The organism is Bradyrhizobium sp. AUGA SZCCT0177 (assembly GCF_018130125.1).
Taxonomy (GTDB): Bacteria; Pseudomonadota; Alphaproteobacteria; order Rhizobiales; family Xanthobacteraceae; genus Bradyrhizobium.
The window spans coordinates 76,527-93,305 of sequence record NZ_JAFCMA010000003.1 but is presented as its reverse complement, the minus strand read 5'-3'; the positions used below and the strand labels follow the sequence as shown (position 1 = coordinate 93,305).

Below are 16,779 nucleotides of genomic sequence, written 5' to 3'. Positions count from 1 at the left end.
TGGGAAGTAGTTGCAGAAATGAAAAGGAGGGGGCGTCGGAATGATGGATAGTCGCAGCACCACCAGCCTTCTGGCAGCGGCCGCGATACTCTCGGCGATACTTGGGTTCAGCTACGGTGCAACCTTCAGCGGCGCCTGTGAAGCGATCAAGGATGCTCCGGTCGGTTGCGCCGAATGGTGGCTGTCCCGGTATCAGACGTTGATTGCGGTTGCAGGCGCAATTTTCGCCGCCTGGCTCGGTGCTCAGCCGGTTCTAAGGCAACTTCGGCTCTCCTCGCTGCAAACTGCCGCGACCTTGCAGCAAGTCTATAGCACCCGCGAGAAGCTTCTCGAAAATGAATTCAGACCGGAGTTGGTCGCGCTTGAGAAGCTCTCAGATGAGCTGATGTGGTACTTCCGAACCGACGAAGAGCATAACTCTCTCACGCATTGGGTCTGGGACATGAACCAGACAGTCGATAGCATCGAAGAACGTCTTCGTCAGCACCAACTGAAGAACCTGGACGGCGACAACATGGTGATCGCGCGACGAGGACTTATCGACACGCTTGAGGTTCTCAGTAAATGCATGCGCAATTACAATGCGACTGTCGGAGCCGATGATCCTGAGAGCAGCTCCTCGGACGAAGACATGGCGAATGCGCAAGAGGCCGAGCTGCGAGCGGCAACGGAGTTGCCCAACCGAATCACGGAAGCATCGAAAGCCATAGACAAGATGCGCACCGCCTATGCCGCCGATCTGCAGGCGTTGAGGTCGAAGAGGCAGGTCTACGACCAAATCCTTGCGACTGCCGCGCTTTCCAGGGAGGTCTGAGCGCGGGAATCACGGCCGTCGGCACTACGGGATCAGTGGACTGAAAAGCCACTTCCGTCCACGTTCAAAGGAGTATGACCATATAGCGCAAGCTTGAGGCCCTTTTGATCAAGCCCGTGCAGCATTGCCTCACGGACCAAACCGTCCCGTTCAAGCTTAAGAAAGATGGCGAGATAGATGTCCTGTTCCGCTTCCCTGGCCAAATCGAGAAGTCTAATGAGGCGATCCAGCAGCAATCCCCACTCCGCTTGCCCCAGGGTGGCGGTACGGTTGCGCAACGTCTCGATGTTTTTGGTCGGGTCGATGGACGCATTGCAATTGAATATCGTGGCGGCGTCTTGGAGTCTGGAGGTTAGAACCAGCATTTCGAAAGATCCCGACGCCGAGAGCTTCACATTCTCGACCTGCAGATCCAAATCGATCTCAAACTCATCCCTGATCTGCTGGTTCAGTCGGGAGATCATCTGCCGCGCCAGCCAGGAGGACGTCGTTCCCCTGTCGTGGTGAAGAAGCACGAGTGCCTTCACGCCGTCGAATTGCCGGCCGTGATCTCCCCGCTGCACGAGATAATCGGCTATCTCACTCGCAGCGGCATCAAGCGCCTTGTTCCAGGTGCCCTCTGGAATGCTAACGATGGGGAGAACAATCCCAACTCGCTCCTCACCATCTGCGCGCTTAACTAGCGCGACCTCAGGTTTCTCAATGCAAATCGAGTGATCGTACGACACAGGTATCTCCGAGCATTTTGTATAAGGTCCTTAGGTCCGGGATCGGGCCGATCGTGCCCAGGTATCGAACGCGCCCGGATTCTCGACGATCATTTCACCGTAAACGTCGATCGTTTGCGGCGCGAATTGACTGGCCAACTCCATCATCCCCGATACATCGGAGTGGGTGCATACGACGCCAACGTCTGCTCTGATATAGTCGACGAATTGGTCAGCCGCCCCGAACAGGAACGAGACGTTCTTCGGTTTCGTTCGAAGCAGAAATCCTGCGCTCGTCATCGACCACATTGGGTTCGCTTCGATGCAGTAGACGCGCCGCGCCACCACGCCCATGGCCAGCGCCAGCAAGCCGAGTCCGCCTCCGATTTCGACGACGATTTTACCGCTGATGCGCGGCCCCAGGCGCTCCGCGATTAACGCCGCAGTCTCAAGGTCCGTCACCGTAAGGTAGGGCGCGGATTTGATGCCGTGCCTCTGTGCATAGTTGAGATACGCCGATGAAGCCTCGGTCGAGTCTTCACAAGTATTGCTTCCCTCTGCCATGAATGACTCTTCCTAGAATGCCGGTCAGCTAGTTCAACCGTTGGGACTGATCGGCGTTGGTATCACCCCCGCAGGACACGCTCCAAGATCGTCTCGACGGGGCGTTTCAGAAATCCGTCTACCTTTCGCTGGTCCAGTGCGGCTTCGATGATCCGTTTGGTAGCGCCGGACTTCCGATAGATCTGCGCCAGCTCCTGTTCGACGTCGCCCTCCGGCAAATGCTGGGGGTCGCCGCTCTTCATCACCTCAACGCACCATGTCAGCCACTCCAGGATCGGGATGCCATCGTCCGGGTTGGCCAGGTTCGGAACGGCCCCGCAGCGACGCTCCATGGCCGCCTCGACTTTGGCGATCAGTTCCTGCTGCGTCTGGGGCATCGATAGCACGCCGAAGACCTCGCCGCGGTCGTACCGCGTCGGGAAGGCCGAAAGCCCGAGATCGAAGATTGCGCCGACGTAGGGAGCGACAATTTCAACGTAACCACATGCGATCGCCGCTTGGGCCCGGTCGTGGTCGATGGATCGGAGAATGATGTATTGCATCGTCCCCAAATCGAGGGCGCTCTCCCGTTCCACTGCCGTCCGACCGACGATCTGCGAGATAATCTCGGCGTAGTCACGCTCCCACGACGTCTCGCGGAAGCCGGCAAAGCACATTAGCATCGTTTCCCGTTGAATGATCATGGCGTCCGTCAGCTTCGTTTGTCGGCTTTCTTTCTGCATAAGAAAAACTAAACGCACAAAAAGCGGCGATCGCCAAGCGCTGGCCAAGATTCTTCCGTCGAATTGCGGGGAGAATTGAGCCGCACTTAAACGCTGTGAAGCTAACTCCAAGTAGAGCGTCTGTTAGCGGAGAACAAAGCACAGAATTTGTGCTTTGGTGACTGACGCAAGTGTGTCGCGTCATTGAAGTTCGAATCTCTGTTTTCACCTCGGTGTACTGTCAGCAACGCAGTTGTTTCGTGGCTGGGTTCTTAAACCCACTCCTGTTCACTGAAGATCGCAATGCGTCTGTGGAGCGCGTCGTTCGCACGCGCCGGCGTTTGTACCGTCGCCATTACGGCGATCATTAACCACTCGCGGATCGAGGGCTCGACAGGATAAGTAGCACCATGCTACGGATGTGATAAATCACATAGTGGCACCTGCGGGGTTTTTGACGATGGAAAAATCAGACTCGACACTGACGGTCCATGACTTTCCCGGTCGGCGATCGGCGGCGTTCACCGTCGAAAGGCCGACGTCAATACCGCAGCTGGACGGCGGGTGGCCGTGGCACGCCGGGCAGACCGGAGTCTCCCACACGATCGACGCTTCGATCATCGATCGCGCTGCCCCGGATCTTGAACGCATGGCTTGCTTGTTGGAGGCCGCCGGCGATTTCCGAATCCTTCGACGCCTTAATCCATCCTGGATCGGTACCGCACCCTGTCGTTCGGCTCCCTTTGGGATCTTCCTTGACGTCGAAACGACGGGTCTCGATCCGTCCAACGATACCGTCATCGAGCTCGCAATGCTGCCCTTCGACTACACCATGGACGGCAAGATTCTGACGGTGGGCGAGCCCTTCGTCCGGCTGCGTAATCCGGGTCTGCCGATCCCGGCCGCGGTCACCGCCCTTACTGGAATTACGGACGAAATGGTCGTCGATGCCTCCATCGATCCGGAGGAGGTCATGTCCTTTGTGGAGGCGGCGTCGATTATCACCGCGCACAATGCGAAATTCGACAGACCTTTTTGCGAAAATCTCTGGCCCGTCTTTGCTTCGAAGCCGTGGGGGTGTTCCTATCGGGAAATCGCCTGGGCTGACGAAGGATTCGAAGGTGCGAAGCTGTGTCACCTCGCAGCGGGTCACGGGTTCTTTTTCGATGGTCACCGTGCCGCCGACGATTGTCGAGCCGGCGTCGAAATTCTGGCTCGGAAGCTGCCCAGAAGCGGGCAGACCGGCCTTGCCGCATTGCTCGAATCCGCCCGACGCCCCCGGTTTCGTGTGCGGGCGACGAAGGCGCCGTACGTCCTTCGGAGCCTCCTCAAGTCGAAGGGATACCGCTGGAACGACGGAGACGACGGGCACGCCAGAGCCTGGTTCATCGACGTGGAAGTAGCCAACCTTGAGGCCGAGTTCTCGTTTCTGCGGCGGGAGGTGTATGGCCGCGACGACATCCACATCGATGCGCAGAAGATCACTGCGTGGGATCGCTATTCGGAGCGTTGCTGATGAGCGAAATCTTTACCACGCCGGTAGGGCGCATCGGTTCGGCTGGGGAACAGGCGAAGACCCGCTCCGGGCACGTGGGTCGGCATGCGACTTTCGCAGTGGCCGCGACTGCTCTCGGCGCCGGCTGGTACACCGGTCTTGTCTCCGGTTTTCCCGAGGCGAGCAACGCGCCGCGCCGGAGGGCGCTAATCCGTAACTTTCCTCCGCTCATGCCCGGTCCGCCGTAGACCTCCAAATATCGAAGCTCTTGGTGAAGAAACGGAGGCAACATGAAAGAAGACACTAACGGGATGCCCGGCGTTGGCGATGACGGAACTCGCCCGACGGCGGAATCCCGAGATCCAATCGCATTGGTGCACGCCTTTGCGAAGGCCTTGGCCGAATACAAGGCTCACGTTGACGTCTAGAAGCTCCTGGCGGCCGTAACCGCGCCGGTGCAATCCACCGGCACGGTCGAGCGCGAACCGGTGGCGACCGGGCATGCGATTATCGTTCGCGGCAAGCATGATTACTGAACGACCAGTATCCTCAGCCGGCTCAGCGAGTCGGCTGGGGTCCCCATGCCATACGCGAGCGGCTCGGAGCCGACCTGGGCGCGGGCGCGCTCGATCCAGGCCGTGTAGTCGTCGGCGGGACTTTGGCCCGGCAGAACGACGAAAACCAAATCGAAGAAGTAAGTGAGGCCGAGCGCCTTCAGCATCCAGTCGTGCCTCCTCTTTCGATAGATCGTCTGATTTTGGTAAGGCCCCACGACGATCGCCGCCGCCTGCCTGTCGCCGCCACCGAACGAATCCTTGAAAATGTATCGAAAGTCGACAGGAGGACGATGCAGCGAGCGCTTGTCCGCGCTCGGGGTCACCTCGGTGCCGAGCGTGGTTTCGATGCCTTGCCGGATCCGCGGCTCGGCATATTCGCTGAACGTTGAGACCAAGGATTCGTCGTTCGCAGCCTCAACGGCGGGAGGTCGACTTTTGCGCATCGAATCCGCAATACCTCGGGTCGTGAGCCCGCCATTTTTCCATTTCGCCAAGCCGAGCGCGGCGTCGGCAGGATTGGACGACCACCAGCGCGCGAAAGTTTCGACAACGCCGAAAGGCGAATCCTTGAGAACGCTGTAGCTCTCGGGGTGCGTCACCTTCACTCGGTCCAGGAAATCCAGCGCCGCAACGGCGCGGCGCACGGTGTTGACGTCCCTCGAGCCACCCGCCGCCTTCAAAGCAGCCTCTCGCGAGCCGTGTTTTGCCGAGCCCAGTTTGTGCCGGGCCTCCTCTGCGGTCTTCTTCCAGTCCCAAGCCATCCGATTCACCTCAAATTAACCATAACAGAGCTCGGACTCGACAAACCGGCCGCGAATTATTATTCACAACATTGATTTAGTATTCACAAATCAAAGGTGTTGCGCGTGTCTTACTCCGTTACTGTCAATGCGACCCTCGGGTCGTTGGCTCTAGATTCGTCCGCCTTGAGCGGCTTCGCCGTCGCCGACTTGCTCGGCGTTCAGGTTGGTCCGAGCCCGTCGATCTCGCCGGCGGCGGCCGACGAACCCGTGTTGGCACCTCAGATCCAGAAGATCCGGACCCGAAAAAGCCAAGAGGAGGATCGCAAGCAAAAACTCCTCGCCAAGCTGCCTAGCCGTTGGGTGAGGGATCAGAACCCTGCTGCTGAACTTCCGCCGCCCGAACTTGCCGGTCCAGAGCCGGCCGCCATCTATCGTCGCGTCTCGACACCGGAGCAGAAGGATTCTTCCATGGACCGCCAGGGCGGCGTGGAAAACTACGCACGCTTGATCAACTGCTACATCGCCTTCGTCTACGACGACAAAGGCAAGAGCGGGCGCTTCAAGGCGGGGCGGCCTGACTTCATGCGTATGATGAAGGATGCCGAGGCTGGGAAGTTCAAGAAGCTCATTCTTGAATTCGGCAACCGCCTTTCTCGCGATCTCGGTCTCACCACCTCAGTATTCCGCGATCTCCGTCGCTGGGGCGTCGAGATCCACACGCCGGCCGAAGGCAAGTGGCATTTGCTGCATGCGGCATTCAACGGGGTCATGAGCCAGGAAGCCCTTGAGAACCTGAAGATCTGGACGCGTGCGGGCATCGAGCGGGCGGTATTGGACGGCAAGTTTCCGGGCACGGCACCGTACGGTTTCGAGAAAAGACCCGGATATCCGGGAGAACTCTTCGAGGTCGACGAGAAGGCCAAGCACGTCAAGTGGATTTACTCCATGCGGAGCGTGGGCGTTCCTGTCGCGGAGATCAGGCGGCACCTCAACGCCAAAGGCGTCAAGTCGCCTAGGGGCAAGAAGTGGTCGACCGTGCAAGTCGGCGCGATCTTGAGAAATCCGATCTACATCGGCCTCCTGATCTACTTCAAGACGAAGTCGGAAAACGTGGAAGTCGACGCCTACACGATCGCCAGGAAGATCACCAAGATGCCGATGTCGGCCTGGCGTGTCTCCGAGCGCCCCGATTGGGAAATCGTCGATGTTGGTGTTTGGAACAAGATTCAGACGCTCGACATGGGTACGACGAGGAAACTCAGGAAGCGATCTGCGAAGCGCCTTCTTTCCGAGATCGTATTCTGCGGGCATTGCGGAAGTGCCATGCATCATCACGCCCGAGCCCGCGAACACGTCCATATGCATTGCTCAGACTTCAAGCGCAAGGAGCAGGAAGCCAGCAGCAAGCCAGATACTCCGCCGTGCCCGCACCGCACTTCCGTTTACGTTCAGTGCGTCGAGATCGTAACGGTCCAGGCGGTCGCGGAAAGGATCGCCGCGGTCGGCGCCCTCGCGACCGCGGAGAAGGCGTACAAGACCAGTGTGGCCAAGGAAATCGCAGAGGCGGATGCCGACCGCAAGCGGTTGGAAGCCGAAATGGAAAGCGTCCTTGACAAGATCAAGGGCACCTTCGAAACCGCCTACACGCAAAACATGCCGAGAAGGGCGATCGAATCGCTGCGTAAGGACTACAACGACGACTTGGAGCGCAAGGAGCTGGAATTGGCCGCCTTGCCGGTCGTCACCATTCCCGATCGGCCGCTTGAGAATGTGGACTTCAACGAGCTGTCGACCTTCCTTCAGGACTTTCCCTATTGCAAGAACTTCGACGGCACCGACGAGCGCGAATCCCGCCTGGTCGCGGCTCTTCAGGAACTGGTTCATAGCGTCAACGTTGAAGCGCTGTCGTCCCGATCATTCAACCTGACGATTCGCGGGCCGTTGGCCCACATCGGCGCACTTCCCGACGACCCGGACCCCGTCATTCGCATCGAAGCCCGCGACGTCGAACTGAAGTTGGCGAGGAATCTCGACGAGGATCGCCGGCGCCGTTGGAATCGCGTGTCGCTGCCCGAGATTGTGATCAAGGATGAGGAATGGACGGTCATGGCTCCGATGCTCCCGACCGAGCCCATCTGGATCGAAGGATATCCTAAGCCGATCGCACTCCGGGACGTCATGGATCTGTTGATGTTCAAAAAACGCGCGAATATCGGCTTCGGCTACCTGAAAGACAGCTGCCCCAACATTGTCGCGAATTGGGATCATCCTCTCCTCGTGCTCCGAGCGGCAAGCGAAATTGCCAACTTTTGGAACGTCATCGATCTGTTCATCGATGTCGCATCGAACCATGCGCCGCGCTTGCTCGAGGGGATCAATATTCGATTGAGGGGCCGCCGTAGCGTCGAAATCGATGACATCCCGGCTGCGTTCGATCGACGCAACAGCCTCAAGAAGGCCCGCGCCCTGAATCCTAAGGTCAAGCTGTCGTTGCCGACCCGCTATAGTAAGGACAACTTGCTGACCTGAGGTGCCGGACGGGGCAACCCCATCATGAGATCGACGAACCGTCGGTGGGGTTGTCGCCCGCAAGCTCAAGCTCCCCCCGAAATGAACAAGGAGCCCTCTGCATCGAAGGTCGGAAAGGCCACGCTGACGAGATGCAGTCAGCTCCGTCAAGCCGGACATTGAGCTCGTCCGACATCACCTTGATGCACTCGTTCGCGACCTCGGTCCTGCGTCTCACAAGTGGGCATGAAAACGTAAGCCCTCAGAACGCACATTGGTGACTTGGAGCACGTCATTCAGCCGCCTCTCGATGCCGGTGTAGACGCCTCGGATGCTGCTGGGGGTCACGTGAATGCTCAAGTTCGTATCATTCAACGCTAACGCAGGGTGCAGACGAAATGTCGTCGTTCGACAGCTCGTTTGAACAAATTCTGCAGAAATTAGTCATCCGAAAAGTTGCGGTCCTGCTAGCAGCACCGCAACTTTTGGGACGGAGAAAATCGACAGAATTTGGCTCGAAGAGCAAGAAAATATCAATTTCGCCGGATATTTGTTTCATTGATGCTTCACACGGAATGCAGAACGAAAACTAGGCGCCGGCGCGTGTGCTGGCGTGCCGCCGAGTTCGCGCTCTCGCAACGGAGATGCTCTGCCAGCTCCGATGCATATTGATCCCTCAACGCGTCTTTCCTGCTAAGCCTGCGTGAGGATCATGCGCGCAGAAAAATGCGGAGAGCGACGGCCGATCGGGAATTTTGACTTGCCTGCCCGCAGAAGGTTCTGGCGTATATTCATCGGAAGGAAATTTTCTGAGGGAAGTACCCGATACTCTGAGGGATGATACATGAAGCAGTACGATATCACGGAGGACACGCCGGCCGGCACCTACATCAAGGCCTTCGTCAAAGTTCAAGATCCGTATGCCCGAGGTTCAAGGGCGCATTATCGAACCGTGCCTCGGTAGCCATACGAAAGTGGAACACACCTGTCGTTCCGAAGGTCACGGTTATGTCGAGTTTGACATGGTTGCCAAAGAGGTCGGGCATGATGTCGTCGAATTCCCGCTGATCGAAGACGGTTGGGACGGCGAGGTCGACGCCGATCCAGAGAAGGCCGAGCCTTATGCCAGCATTTTGGTGGTCGTCCTGAATGGCCCCAGGCGAACATAAAGCGGCTGCTGGTAGATTCAGTTGGTTAACAGAGTCGGCTCTTACCTTGAGCGTTAATTTTGACTTCAGCGATTTCGATCTATCGATTATTACAGCCCGTGACCTCCCTACAGGGGAGATGCGGATGATCGATCGTCCGAGCCGGTGCTTCATGTGTCTGATAACCGGCCTGGGCAATCCCCAGAGGCGAAACGCCGCTGCAGAGAAAAATCAATGAGCGAAATCCCGATCAAAGTGCAAATACCTTACATTCAGACTTACATCCCGTGGCGTCACAAAAAGCCGAGACGGCAGCACCTCTGGAGCGACGGCTTCATCATGATCAAGGAAGTGGTCGCGGAAGCCGCCCCGGTTTCCCACCGCATCTTTGGACAGGACGGCAGGCTCGAAGCCGAGGTAAGGCGATTCGGCGATGGCTATTGGTGGGCACTCAATAAGAGGCAACCCGCGGCCACCATGGCTGAAGTGGGTAACGAATGGCGGAAGACGGGCCACCCAATTGCCATCAAGGAATTCATTTCCGCCGCAGAGAAGAGGAATGGCAACGTTTTTTGGGCGGCTCTTGGTTGTTTCGGGCCCGTCATCGACCCGATCTCCGAGGATGAATTCTTCGAAAAGAAACCAAGGCTTTTGCAGTCGACGCTGAAACGGCAATGGTCAAGGGCAACTCACGGTGCTTCCAGAACGATCTATTGCGATGGTCTCGTGATGGTGAAGGCCGGGTTGCCGACGTACTACGGCGTTCGCAGGTCGGGCGGCGTGGACATAGTAGCAGGGCCGTCCGAGTTCGATCGGGTTTATGGTGAATATCGCCTTTTTGGGCCCGATCGCGACACAAGAAGGGAATCCGCAGCGAGCGGATTGGCTTTCGGCAGGCAGGAGTTTTGTCGAGAAGAGCCATTGCTCCGCCTACGGGAAGATTTCGTCCGCGTTGTTTGCCGGATCGACGAATTTGTATCGCCACCTCCCGTCGAGTCAGGCCCGTTGATGTGCGCCCGAGTTCTCGCAGCCGACCTTTGGGACCGGGCAAAGGATAAATACAATTTGGGGTGGGCTGTTCTCCGCGTTCACGTGGCCTCGCTTGCCGGCGCAGCCGAGTCCAGTCCGAGCGTCGAGAATCTACCCTTCCGGCGTATTCTCGAAGACTTCGTTGCCGTCGATTGGACTGGTATCACCAACGAATTCTCCGGAAGGGTCCAAGATGCGCAGGAAATCCTTAGGCGCCTGGATTTTGTCGGGGTGAGTCAGCTGGCGGATGAGGACGAGGCGGCGCTTGCTAATCTGGAGCTGTACCCGCCCATCCAAAAATTGACGGGGTGATGAGCCTTGTGGTCAGGGCGTCCTTTGCACGACTTCGGTATCGAGATCGCGCTCGTCGGACCAAACCATGGTCCCGCCGCCGGCTCGGATCCTTCCGGCACGTAGTACTTCGGCCTCGTCCGGATGCATGCGGCGCCCCCGGCGTTTCCGATCAGGCTGGGAGTGGCTTTCCGGTGCGCGGGGCACCACGACGCCAGCCGCCGGCCGCCGGCCGAGCATTGTCCGCGTTTCGGTAAAGAGCGCCTGGAAGGTCGGAATGTCCAATTTGAGGCGGGCAACTTCGAGAAAGGTCGCGCCGAAGGCGTCGGCCGCGGCGGCCTTGGCGAGCTTGGCATAATTGATCTGCTCGCGCACGGCGTCCTTCAGCAGCGAGTGGTGCTCTTCGAGTTCATGGCGGAGCCGCTTTGCCTCGGACGGACGAAGATTTCCTCCGTTGAGTTTGATATTGAGCTGCCGAATCTTCGCTTGCGTTTCGGGGACGAAGCGCGAAATGCGGTCGAACCTTGTCTTGAGCGAAATGAAGTGTCGACCGAGCTCCTCGGCGTTGCAATCCACTTCAAATCTTTCGTCCGCGGCGCCCTGGGGCGAGGCCGATCCTGATTTCGCCAGCTGGCGCATCCAGTTGTTATCGCTGTTCTGCATAGGTGTCTCCCGATCCCGATGTCGTGCGAGGACGCTAATCGACGACCTTGCAAGAGCAAAATCGGGAAGCATCAGGATCGGCTGCAGTCGAGAATGATAAAAAAGTCGGCTTTTGCAGACGGTGTTGGCGCCCGCTTCAGCGAGACCAAGCTGGTACGGGCTGGCCTATTGATGTCAAGCGAGGCGATTGCATATTCGATTGGGTAGGATTTTAGTGGTCGCGTGAACGCGACAAAAAATGTTTTCGTGTAGAACCGCATCATGACCAAACCGATCGCCATCCTTTCCGCACGCCATAGGGCGATGCGCCTAGTTCGCCAGGCCTAAGCCGACGATCCGTGATGGATCCGCCGGTCCTACCCGGCGGATAGGTCATCTCCTCAAGCGTATCCAAGTCAACGCGACTGCCGGCCTCCCGCCGGCGAGGAGTCCTCCGATGATCCTAAAATTACCGGTTAGCTCCGGGGCGCTCGTCGCTCCGTAGCATCTCGCGATCCGAGCCTGCGTGATGCGGTTCGGCGCGATCTCGCCGAAGCCCCGCCATTGGTGACAGTCCGCCGCGCAACCGGACTCGGGAGAGTGCGCCAAAGTCTAGCTGATGATCCGCGCCTCGTGCGCAAATGGATGCTTGGGCGTCGCCGAAAGGCGAAGTGCTTCCTTCTTCGGTCGGCCGAGGCTGTGCCTTGCTCGGTACCGGCAGATTAGGGGAGTTGCCGGCCTCCGAATGGGATTTGGACAGCCACGTCTGATCAACGTCGTCCGAGTCTCGCTTCTCGCTAACAAGGTAAGATCGGCGGCAAAGACCTTGGCATAGTAAACGATCCGACTGGATGTCGGGCGCCAGAAGCCAAGGTCACCGCCGGATTAGGGAGGACAGCGACATGTCCACCACGTTCCTGAAGTGCAAGATCGTCCATCTCGGCGATCACGAAACGGCCACACGTTACCGCGTGACCTGCAGCGACGCGAAAACCGGAGCCTTCGTCAGCAGCCTCTCGCTGCCGGCGCGGCCCGAGGGAGGCCCGCCCTCGATTTCGGTGGGCATCATCGCCGAGCTGCTTGACGGTCACCGCCTGACCTCGGTCTTCATCGAGGTCGAGGCAGAGTTGTGGGCCCCTCCGCCCCGGCACGCTCCGGGCGGCTCTATCCCGGCGTTGCCGGGCATCCTCCCGTTCCGGCCGACGCCGGGACGCGCTTTCCCGGCCAGCGTCCGCTAGTCGCCGGTGTACGAAAAATACTGCACGCGGGCGGCAAGCTCGCGTGCAGCCTTTCGCGGGTTGGCTTTCGAAATAGAAGAGTTTCCCCTAGAAAAGCGATTGCTCGCCTTGAGAGGGGCCCCGCTCTGTGCGTCCGATATCTCGCGTCTGAACTTTGGGAGCGAGCATGGAACAGAGCCAAACTGGAATATTGGGAATTCCTGCGGAACGACGTGCCTTCTCTCGCCGAAGCAGCACCGCCGAACGCGAACGTCAGGATCTGCCGTATCGGCGGGGTGCTCGAAGAGTTCGGCTGTCGATTGAACTGGATTGGAGGCTCACCCGCGGAGTTCAGGCTGCCCGGCATCGCTGATGAAGACGAGGCCGCGCTCGCCAGCATCAAACCGTGAGCGTCGGTGACTATTCGTCACGTATGCGGCCCGGACAACCTCATTCCCTCCAGTTCTGCAAGCATCTTGCGGGCGAGTTCGTCCACCTTCGCGGCTCCGAGCCGGCGCAGATCGCCTTCCTTCAACAGCGCCATCGCGACCTTGCGATATACGTCGTCGGTGACCTCGCGGCGGTCGCCGTCGTCGCCCGCGGCGATCTTCTGAATCAGCGCCGGCGACAGGCCCGTCAGCCTTGCCATCGCCGATTGCCACCGAGTTGGGCCGAAGAGCGTCTTACCGGCGGTAACGATCCGGGCGGCGCGGTTACCTGCGCGAGCCGTCACGCTTCAAGCCATCGCGAGCGCAACGCCGATGTTCGTGATCGTCGCGCCTTCATCTTCGGGCTCGCCATCGACCTCCACGAATTTAGTCCCGCGGCCACAGAAATCGGCGTATTTTCGGGCCTGTTCCTCGGTGCCGTATCCCCAACGCGTCAGCGCGTGCGCCGATGTGAACTTGAACCACCTGGTCCCGACGCGGTTGCGACGCTCGAAAGCCGCGCAACCAGCCGCAAATTCTTTCAAGTCCTCCTCGGCGCCGGTGCCGTCCGGAAACAGGACGATGCTCGCGCGGTGGGTGACTCGCCCGGGCACGGTTTTGCTAAATTCGATTGCGTTCAGCACAAGCATGTCCTTGCAGATGCCGATCTGGGCTTCGAGACCAGCTTCCTCAGCCATCTTGATCGCGTCAAATAGCAAGCTCGTATTCATGACGTACTCCTGCCGACACAATCACCGTACCCAATTGTATTAGAATCTAATACACGAGTGTGCAGTCGTCAACATGACGTATGAGATTTTCGTACGCAATTACGAGAATCATGTTCCGCCCCGCGATGGGGCACCCTATCGTCGACCTCTGTTCCAATGGACGTTTTTTCGTTCGTGAGGAAGATCCGGAGTGGTGGTTCTGGGACGCGTATCTCCGCCGCTGGACAGGGAAGGGCGCGCCGATCAGCAGGCAAGGTGGCTGGTATTTTCCCAGCCGCGTTCCTCCGGCCGAGCCGCCGCTCAAGAAGGCGAAGCGTCCACGCGCCTGATCGCCCACGATCTGACAGGTTTAGGCCGGCATGCCGCGTGCGGCAACGGAGCATGCCGAGATCCGGTCGGCGACCTCCGCTCCGTCGATGCGACCGCATTCACGCAGCCGCTGCGCGACCGACAGCATGGCGTCGCGATGGTCTTCAAGAAGTAGGCGACACGCCTCGGCTTGTCTCTGAAGCTCCGCATTAACCGCTCTTCGGACGTCGGGAAAGCCGAGCAACCTTTCGGTTTCGCCCGCCGGTGCGCGAAAGATTAGCGGGGTAGGCCCCGCCAGGCCGAGCGAGCCAATCATGGCGCAGGCGAGCTGGGTTGCCTGGTCGATATCGCCGCCTTTTCCACCCGCTCCATGCGACGGCTTGCCGAAAATCAAAGTCTCTCCGACACGTCCGGCCAAGATCGCCTGAAGCCGCCGACCGTAGTCGTCGGCGGTATGCAGCAGGCGCCCGGGCCGTGGCCGCGCGACCATGCCCCCGCGCGTTGCCGTCGCGGCGACGGAAGCGAACACGCCCTCAGGCCCGAAGTGCAGGACGTCGACGACGATATGGGCCGCCTCGTGGGCGCAAGCAACCCAGATTTCCTGCTCGGAGCGATCGTCTTCGCCGAGGAGCGCCTTCTTAAGGTCATCGAGTGTTATTGCCCGGTCGCCTTCGTTGCGCGTAGCGCGCCGCGCGTCCTTCACGATACGTTCGACGTCGGCGCCGACCATGCCGATCGCAAGTTCAGCCAAAGGCATCAGGTCGTCGCCCCGCAGATCGTTCTGCAGTCGAACTCGAAACATACGCTCGAGCTCGGCAACGTCCGGAAGGCCGATTCTGATGATCTTCTCGAGGCGACCGGCCCTTAACAGTGCGGGGTCGCAACGAGAAAGATCGTTACTACATCCGATTATTACGACGCCCTCACGGCCCTTGATGCCATCTATCTCGGCCAACAGGGCATTGACCACCTGGACAGAATAGTCCCGGTGAGAATGCGACATCAAATTTCTGGCACCCACGCTGTCGCACTCATCAATGATGATGCAAGCTGGTGCGTTTGCGCGGGCTTCCTCGAAGCTTTTTTTCATTGCTCGAAGCAAATGACCGAGATGACCTTCGCCGCTGGACTGCCACGCAGCCATGTTGGCGTCGCCCACCATGTACAATCCTGCCTCCGCGCAATAGACCGAGGCGAACGTTGTCTTGCCGCAGCCTGGAGGTCCTTCGAGCGCGATTGCTGACGAAACAGCGCTCCAGGGAATGCGACCCTGCTTCCAGGCTTGTATGTCGGCAATACTGTCTTTTGCCCATGCGCGGGCCTCCCCCAATCCGTGAAGCTGAGAGAGAACAAGTCCGCGTGCGCCCGCTTTCGCATGCTTCAGATCAGCAAGGCGACCAAGCTCCCCGATGCATTGTTCGGGAGTACGGTCGAAACGGATAGCGATGATCAGGTCCTCGACCGTGGCACCGGAGCCGATCGAGCAATCCAATGCGCTCTCACAGCGGCGTGCCGTAACGATGCGGATCGTCCGCTCGATCGTCATGGCGTCGATGCGCGGGAAGTCGAACTTCGTTGATGCGGCTTTGATGAGACAGCTCGGAAGATGAGACCTTGCAAGCGGCGAAATGCCAAAAAAGGGAAGGCCTAGAGACAAGCCATGCAACGCGGCCTTTTCTCGTTCGTCGACGGTCGCGCTCTTGGGGGGCTCGCCCACCGTCATGAATAGTACGTCGAGTTCTTGGCGACGCCGAAATCCTTGTTGTACAATATCGACCTTACGTCGACCCTGGAAAAAAAGATCCTGCCAGGCTTGCGAGACACGACTCAATGCCCGCGGATCGGCGACATCGACCAAGATCGTCGGAGCACCCTTCAACACCGCCGTGAGCAGGTCGCTCCGTTCGTCGAAGTATCGTGAAAGCTGGAGTTCCACGGCTACACGGCCCGCGTCTGGCGGACGATCGGTCGAGCGGTTTGCAGAGCTTTGATCAGCCTCCTCCTCGGAATCGAAGTCCAGCGCCCCGTCCGAACGGTTTCGGAGTGCGCCGAACCCGCGGCCGGCACGCCGGCCAAACGCAGCAGCTTCTTCGATCTGGTGATGGAATTGAATCGACTGTCGCCAATGGCGCCGATAGGTGGCCAGCTCGAGCGGGCCCATGCCGGCGCGCGACGCGATCCCTCCCAAGGACCGAGTTGGTATGTGGCATCCGCCCTCGGCAGAAGCGACTTCGTTAGAGGCGAGAGAGTGGTTCATTTACCCAGCTCGACGGTCATGTTGGGGTCGAAGCCGGGGTATCCGGACGGATTCGAGATCGGGCGGGTCCGACCGATGGGGTAGCCGCCGAAGCCGGGGCAGTCCGAATGAAGATCGGACATGGGTTGAACGATCACGGCGCCTCTCCTTCGTCGAACGGGTTCGGAGGAAAGGCGCGCCGAGCAAAGCTCCGACGGCCGAGCCAGAGATTGTGCACGAGCCACGACGTCGCTAGACGGGTACGGTGCAAATGATCCAACGGCATCGTGCGCAGCTTGTGCGAGAGTACGAACGCTGCAGCAGCGTTATCGAACGCGCAATTGAGGAGCGTCGTCATCGGCATGTCGACCTTGATGCCGATGCGTTCCGGCGGTTTACATGGAAGGACGAGTCCGATAGCGGCCGCGGCGTCGCCTTTCGCTGCGCGACGCCATTCCGGGATCGTTGAGGAAATGGTGGCTACGAAAGTCGCCACCTCCTTCATCCTTTCCTCGTCGAACTCCTCAGCACGTAAGTCCCGCCAATAGGACAGGGCGGCCGGCCAGGGTTCTCCGGGCCCGTGGCCGGACTCGTTTTTTGTGATGTTGTCCATGGACGAATTCCGTCGTTCGCGCACGAGACGTCCAGCGCGCCAATAA

17 protein-coding genes are annotated in these 16,779 nt (G+C 59.2%); 7 read left to right on the top strand and 10 right to left on the bottom strand.

Features of this window, described 5'->3' with window-relative positions:
• The first annotated feature begins 40 nt into the window (after positions 1-40).
• A complete protein-coding gene (locus tag JQ597_RS04595) occupies positions 41-814 on the top strand; it encodes a hypothetical protein (RefSeq protein WP_212263064.1) in 774 nt (257 codons plus the stop codon).
• A gap of 32 nt (positions 815-846) precedes the next feature.
• Here JQ597_RS04595 and JQ597_RS04590 read toward each other — a convergent pair whose 3' ends face one another.
• The 3 genes from JQ597_RS04590 to JQ597_RS04580 form a co-directional block, all read right to left on the bottom strand.
• Positions 847-1,542 carry a hypothetical protein gene (locus JQ597_RS04590; RefSeq protein ID WP_212263063.1) on the bottom strand — a complete coding sequence of 232 codons (696 nt, stop codon included), beginning with the start codon at positions 1,540-1,542 and terminating at the stop codon, positions 847-849.
• A 30-nt stretch (positions 1,543-1,572) separates the two neighbouring features.
• Positions 1,573-2,085: a hypothetical protein gene (locus JQ597_RS04585; RefSeq protein WP_212263062.1), complete on the bottom strand. Its 513-nt coding sequence runs from the start codon at positions 2,083-2,085 to the stop codon at positions 1,573-1,575.
• A gap of 62 nt (positions 2,086-2,147) precedes the next feature.
• Positions 2,148-2,855, bottom strand: a complete 708-nt coding sequence (locus JQ597_RS04580; protein WP_212263061.1) for a hypothetical protein — start codon at positions 2,853-2,855, stop codon at positions 2,148-2,150.
• 391 nt (positions 2,856-3,246) lie between these two features.
• Between JQ597_RS04580 and JQ597_RS04575 the strand changes: the two genes are divergently transcribed.
• Positions 3,247-4,302: a 3'-5' exonuclease gene (locus JQ597_RS04575; protein WP_212263060.1), complete on the top strand. Its 1,056-nt coding sequence runs from the start codon at positions 3,247-3,249 to the stop codon at positions 4,300-4,302.
• A gap of 508 nt (positions 4,303-4,810) precedes the next feature.
• On the opposite strand, the gene JQ597_RS04570 is transcribed toward JQ597_RS04575, so the two are convergent.
• On the bottom strand, positions 4,811-5,599 hold the full coding sequence (locus tag JQ597_RS04570) for a hypothetical protein (protein WP_212263059.1): 789 nt from the start codon (positions 5,597-5,599) through the stop codon (positions 4,811-4,813).
• Positions 5,600-5,764: 165 nt separating this feature from the next.
• Here JQ597_RS04570 and JQ597_RS04565 point away from each other — a divergent pair, with 165 nt between their 5' ends.
• The 3 genes from JQ597_RS04565 (at position 5,765) to JQ597_RS04555 (ending at position 10,578) form a co-directional block, all read left to right on the top strand.
• Positions 5,765-8,110: a recombinase family protein gene (locus JQ597_RS04565; RefSeq protein WP_212263058.1), complete on the top strand. Its 2,346-nt coding sequence runs from the start codon at positions 5,765-5,767 to the stop codon at positions 8,108-8,110.
• Between the two features lie 899 nt (positions 8,111-9,009).
• Complete coding sequence (locus JQ597_RS04560) at positions 9,010-9,258, top strand: hypothetical protein (protein WP_212263057.1); 249 nt, start codon at positions 9,010-9,012, stop codon at positions 9,256-9,258.
• 213 nt (positions 9,259-9,471) lie between these two features.
• Entirely contained in the window at positions 9,472-10,578 is a 1,107-nt protein-coding gene (locus JQ597_RS04555) for a DUF8359 domain-containing protein (protein WP_212263056.1), read from the top strand.
• A 12-nt stretch (positions 10,579-10,590) separates the two neighbouring features.
• Here JQ597_RS04555 and JQ597_RS04550 read toward each other — a convergent pair whose 3' ends face one another.
• The gene (locus tag JQ597_RS04550) at positions 10,591-11,220 is read right to left on the bottom strand and encodes a hypothetical protein (protein ID WP_212263055.1); all 630 of its coding nucleotides are present in this window, start codon (positions 11,218-11,220) and stop codon (positions 10,591-10,593) included.
• Positions 11,221-12,101: 881 nt separating this feature from the next.
• On the opposite strand from JQ597_RS04550, the gene JQ597_RS04545 reads away from it, so the two are divergent.
• Both JQ597_RS04545 and JQ597_RS04540 read left to right on the top strand, forming a co-directional pair.
• Complete coding sequence (locus tag JQ597_RS04545; RefSeq protein WP_212263054.1) at positions 12,102-12,437, top strand: hypothetical protein; 336 nt, start codon at positions 12,102-12,104, stop codon at positions 12,435-12,437.
• Positions 12,438-12,649: 212 nt separating this feature from the next.
• A complete protein-coding gene (locus tag JQ597_RS04540; RefSeq protein WP_212263053.1) occupies positions 12,650-12,826 on the top strand; it encodes a hypothetical protein in 177 nt (58 codons plus the stop codon).
• A 17-nt stretch (positions 12,827-12,843) separates the two neighbouring features.
• On the opposite strand, the gene JQ597_RS04535 is transcribed toward JQ597_RS04540, so the two are convergent.
• From JQ597_RS04535 to JQ597_RS04515, 5 genes are all read right to left on the bottom strand, one after another.
• Positions 12,844-13,065 carry a hypothetical protein gene (locus JQ597_RS04535; protein ID WP_249147359.1) on the bottom strand — a complete coding sequence of 74 codons (222 nt, stop codon included), beginning with the start codon at positions 13,063-13,065 and terminating at the stop codon, positions 12,844-12,846.
• A gap of 87 nt (positions 13,066-13,152) precedes the next feature.
• A complete protein-coding gene (locus JQ597_RS04530) occupies positions 13,153-13,575 on the bottom strand; it encodes a hypothetical protein (protein ID WP_212263051.1) in 423 nt (140 codons plus the stop codon).
• A 349-nt stretch (positions 13,576-13,924) separates the two neighbouring features.
• Positions 13,925-16,045 carry an AAA family ATPase gene (locus JQ597_RS04525; RefSeq protein ID WP_212263050.1) on the bottom strand — a complete coding sequence of 707 codons (2,121 nt, stop codon included), beginning with the start codon at positions 16,043-16,045 and terminating at the stop codon, positions 13,925-13,927.
• 92 nt (positions 16,046-16,137) lie between these two features.
• Positions 16,138-16,278 (bottom strand): hypothetical protein, encoded by a 141-nt coding sequence (locus JQ597_RS04520; RefSeq protein ID WP_212263049.1) that lies wholly within the window; start codon positions 16,276-16,278, stop codon positions 16,138-16,140.
• Complete coding sequence (locus tag JQ597_RS04515; RefSeq protein WP_212263048.1) at positions 16,275-16,733, bottom strand: hypothetical protein; 459 nt, start codon at positions 16,731-16,733, stop codon at positions 16,275-16,277. The genes JQ597_RS04520 and JQ597_RS04515 overlap by 4 nt, the downstream gene beginning before the upstream one ends.
• Between the last annotated feature and the right edge of the window lie 46 nt (positions 16,734-16,779).

Bases quoted from the DNA above. Each gene is read 5' to 3' on its own strand.
- JQ597_RS04595 (WP_212263064.1), top strand. From the start codon at position 41: ATGATGGATAGTCGCAGCACCACCAGCCTTCTGGCAGCGGCCGCGATA.
- JQ597_RS04585 (WP_212263062.1), bottom strand. From the start codon at position 2,085: ATGGCAGAGGGAAGCAATACTTGTGAAGACTCGACCGAGGCTTCATCG.
- JQ597_RS04575 (WP_212263060.1), top strand. From the start codon at position 3,247: ATGGAAAAATCAGACTCGACACTGACGGTCCATGACTTTCCCGGTCGG.
- JQ597_RS04570 (WP_212263059.1), bottom strand. From the start codon at position 5,599: ATGGCTTGGGACTGGAAGAAGACCGCAGAGGAGGCCCGGCACAAACTG.
- JQ597_RS04560 (WP_212263057.1), top strand. From the start codon at position 9,010: ATGCCCGAGGTTCAAGGGCGCATTATCGAACCGTGCCTCGGTAGCCAT.
- JQ597_RS04555 (WP_212263056.1), top strand. From the start codon at position 9,472: ATGAGCGAAATCCCGATCAAAGTGCAAATACCTTACATTCAGACTTAC.
- JQ597_RS04550 (WP_212263055.1), bottom strand. From the start codon at position 11,220: ATGCAGAACAGCGATAACAACTGGATGCGCCAGCTGGCGAAATCAGGA.
- JQ597_RS04545 (WP_212263054.1), top strand. From the start codon at position 12,102: ATGTCCACCACGTTCCTGAAGTGCAAGATCGTCCATCTCGGCGATCAC.
- JQ597_RS04535 (WP_249147359.1), bottom strand. From the start codon at position 13,065: ATGGCAAGGCTGACGGGCCTGTCGCCGGCGCTGATTCAGAAGATCGCC.
- JQ597_RS04530 (WP_212263051.1), bottom strand. From the start codon at position 13,575: ATGAATACGAGCTTGCTATTTGACGCGATCAAGATGGCTGAGGAAGCT.
- JQ597_RS04525 (WP_212263050.1), bottom strand. From the start codon at position 16,045: ATGGGCCCGCTCGAGCTGGCCACCTATCGGCGCCATTGGCGACAGTCG.
- JQ597_RS04515 (WP_212263048.1), bottom strand. From the start codon at position 16,733: ATGGACAACATCACAAAAAACGAGTCCGGCCACGGGCCCGGAGAACCC.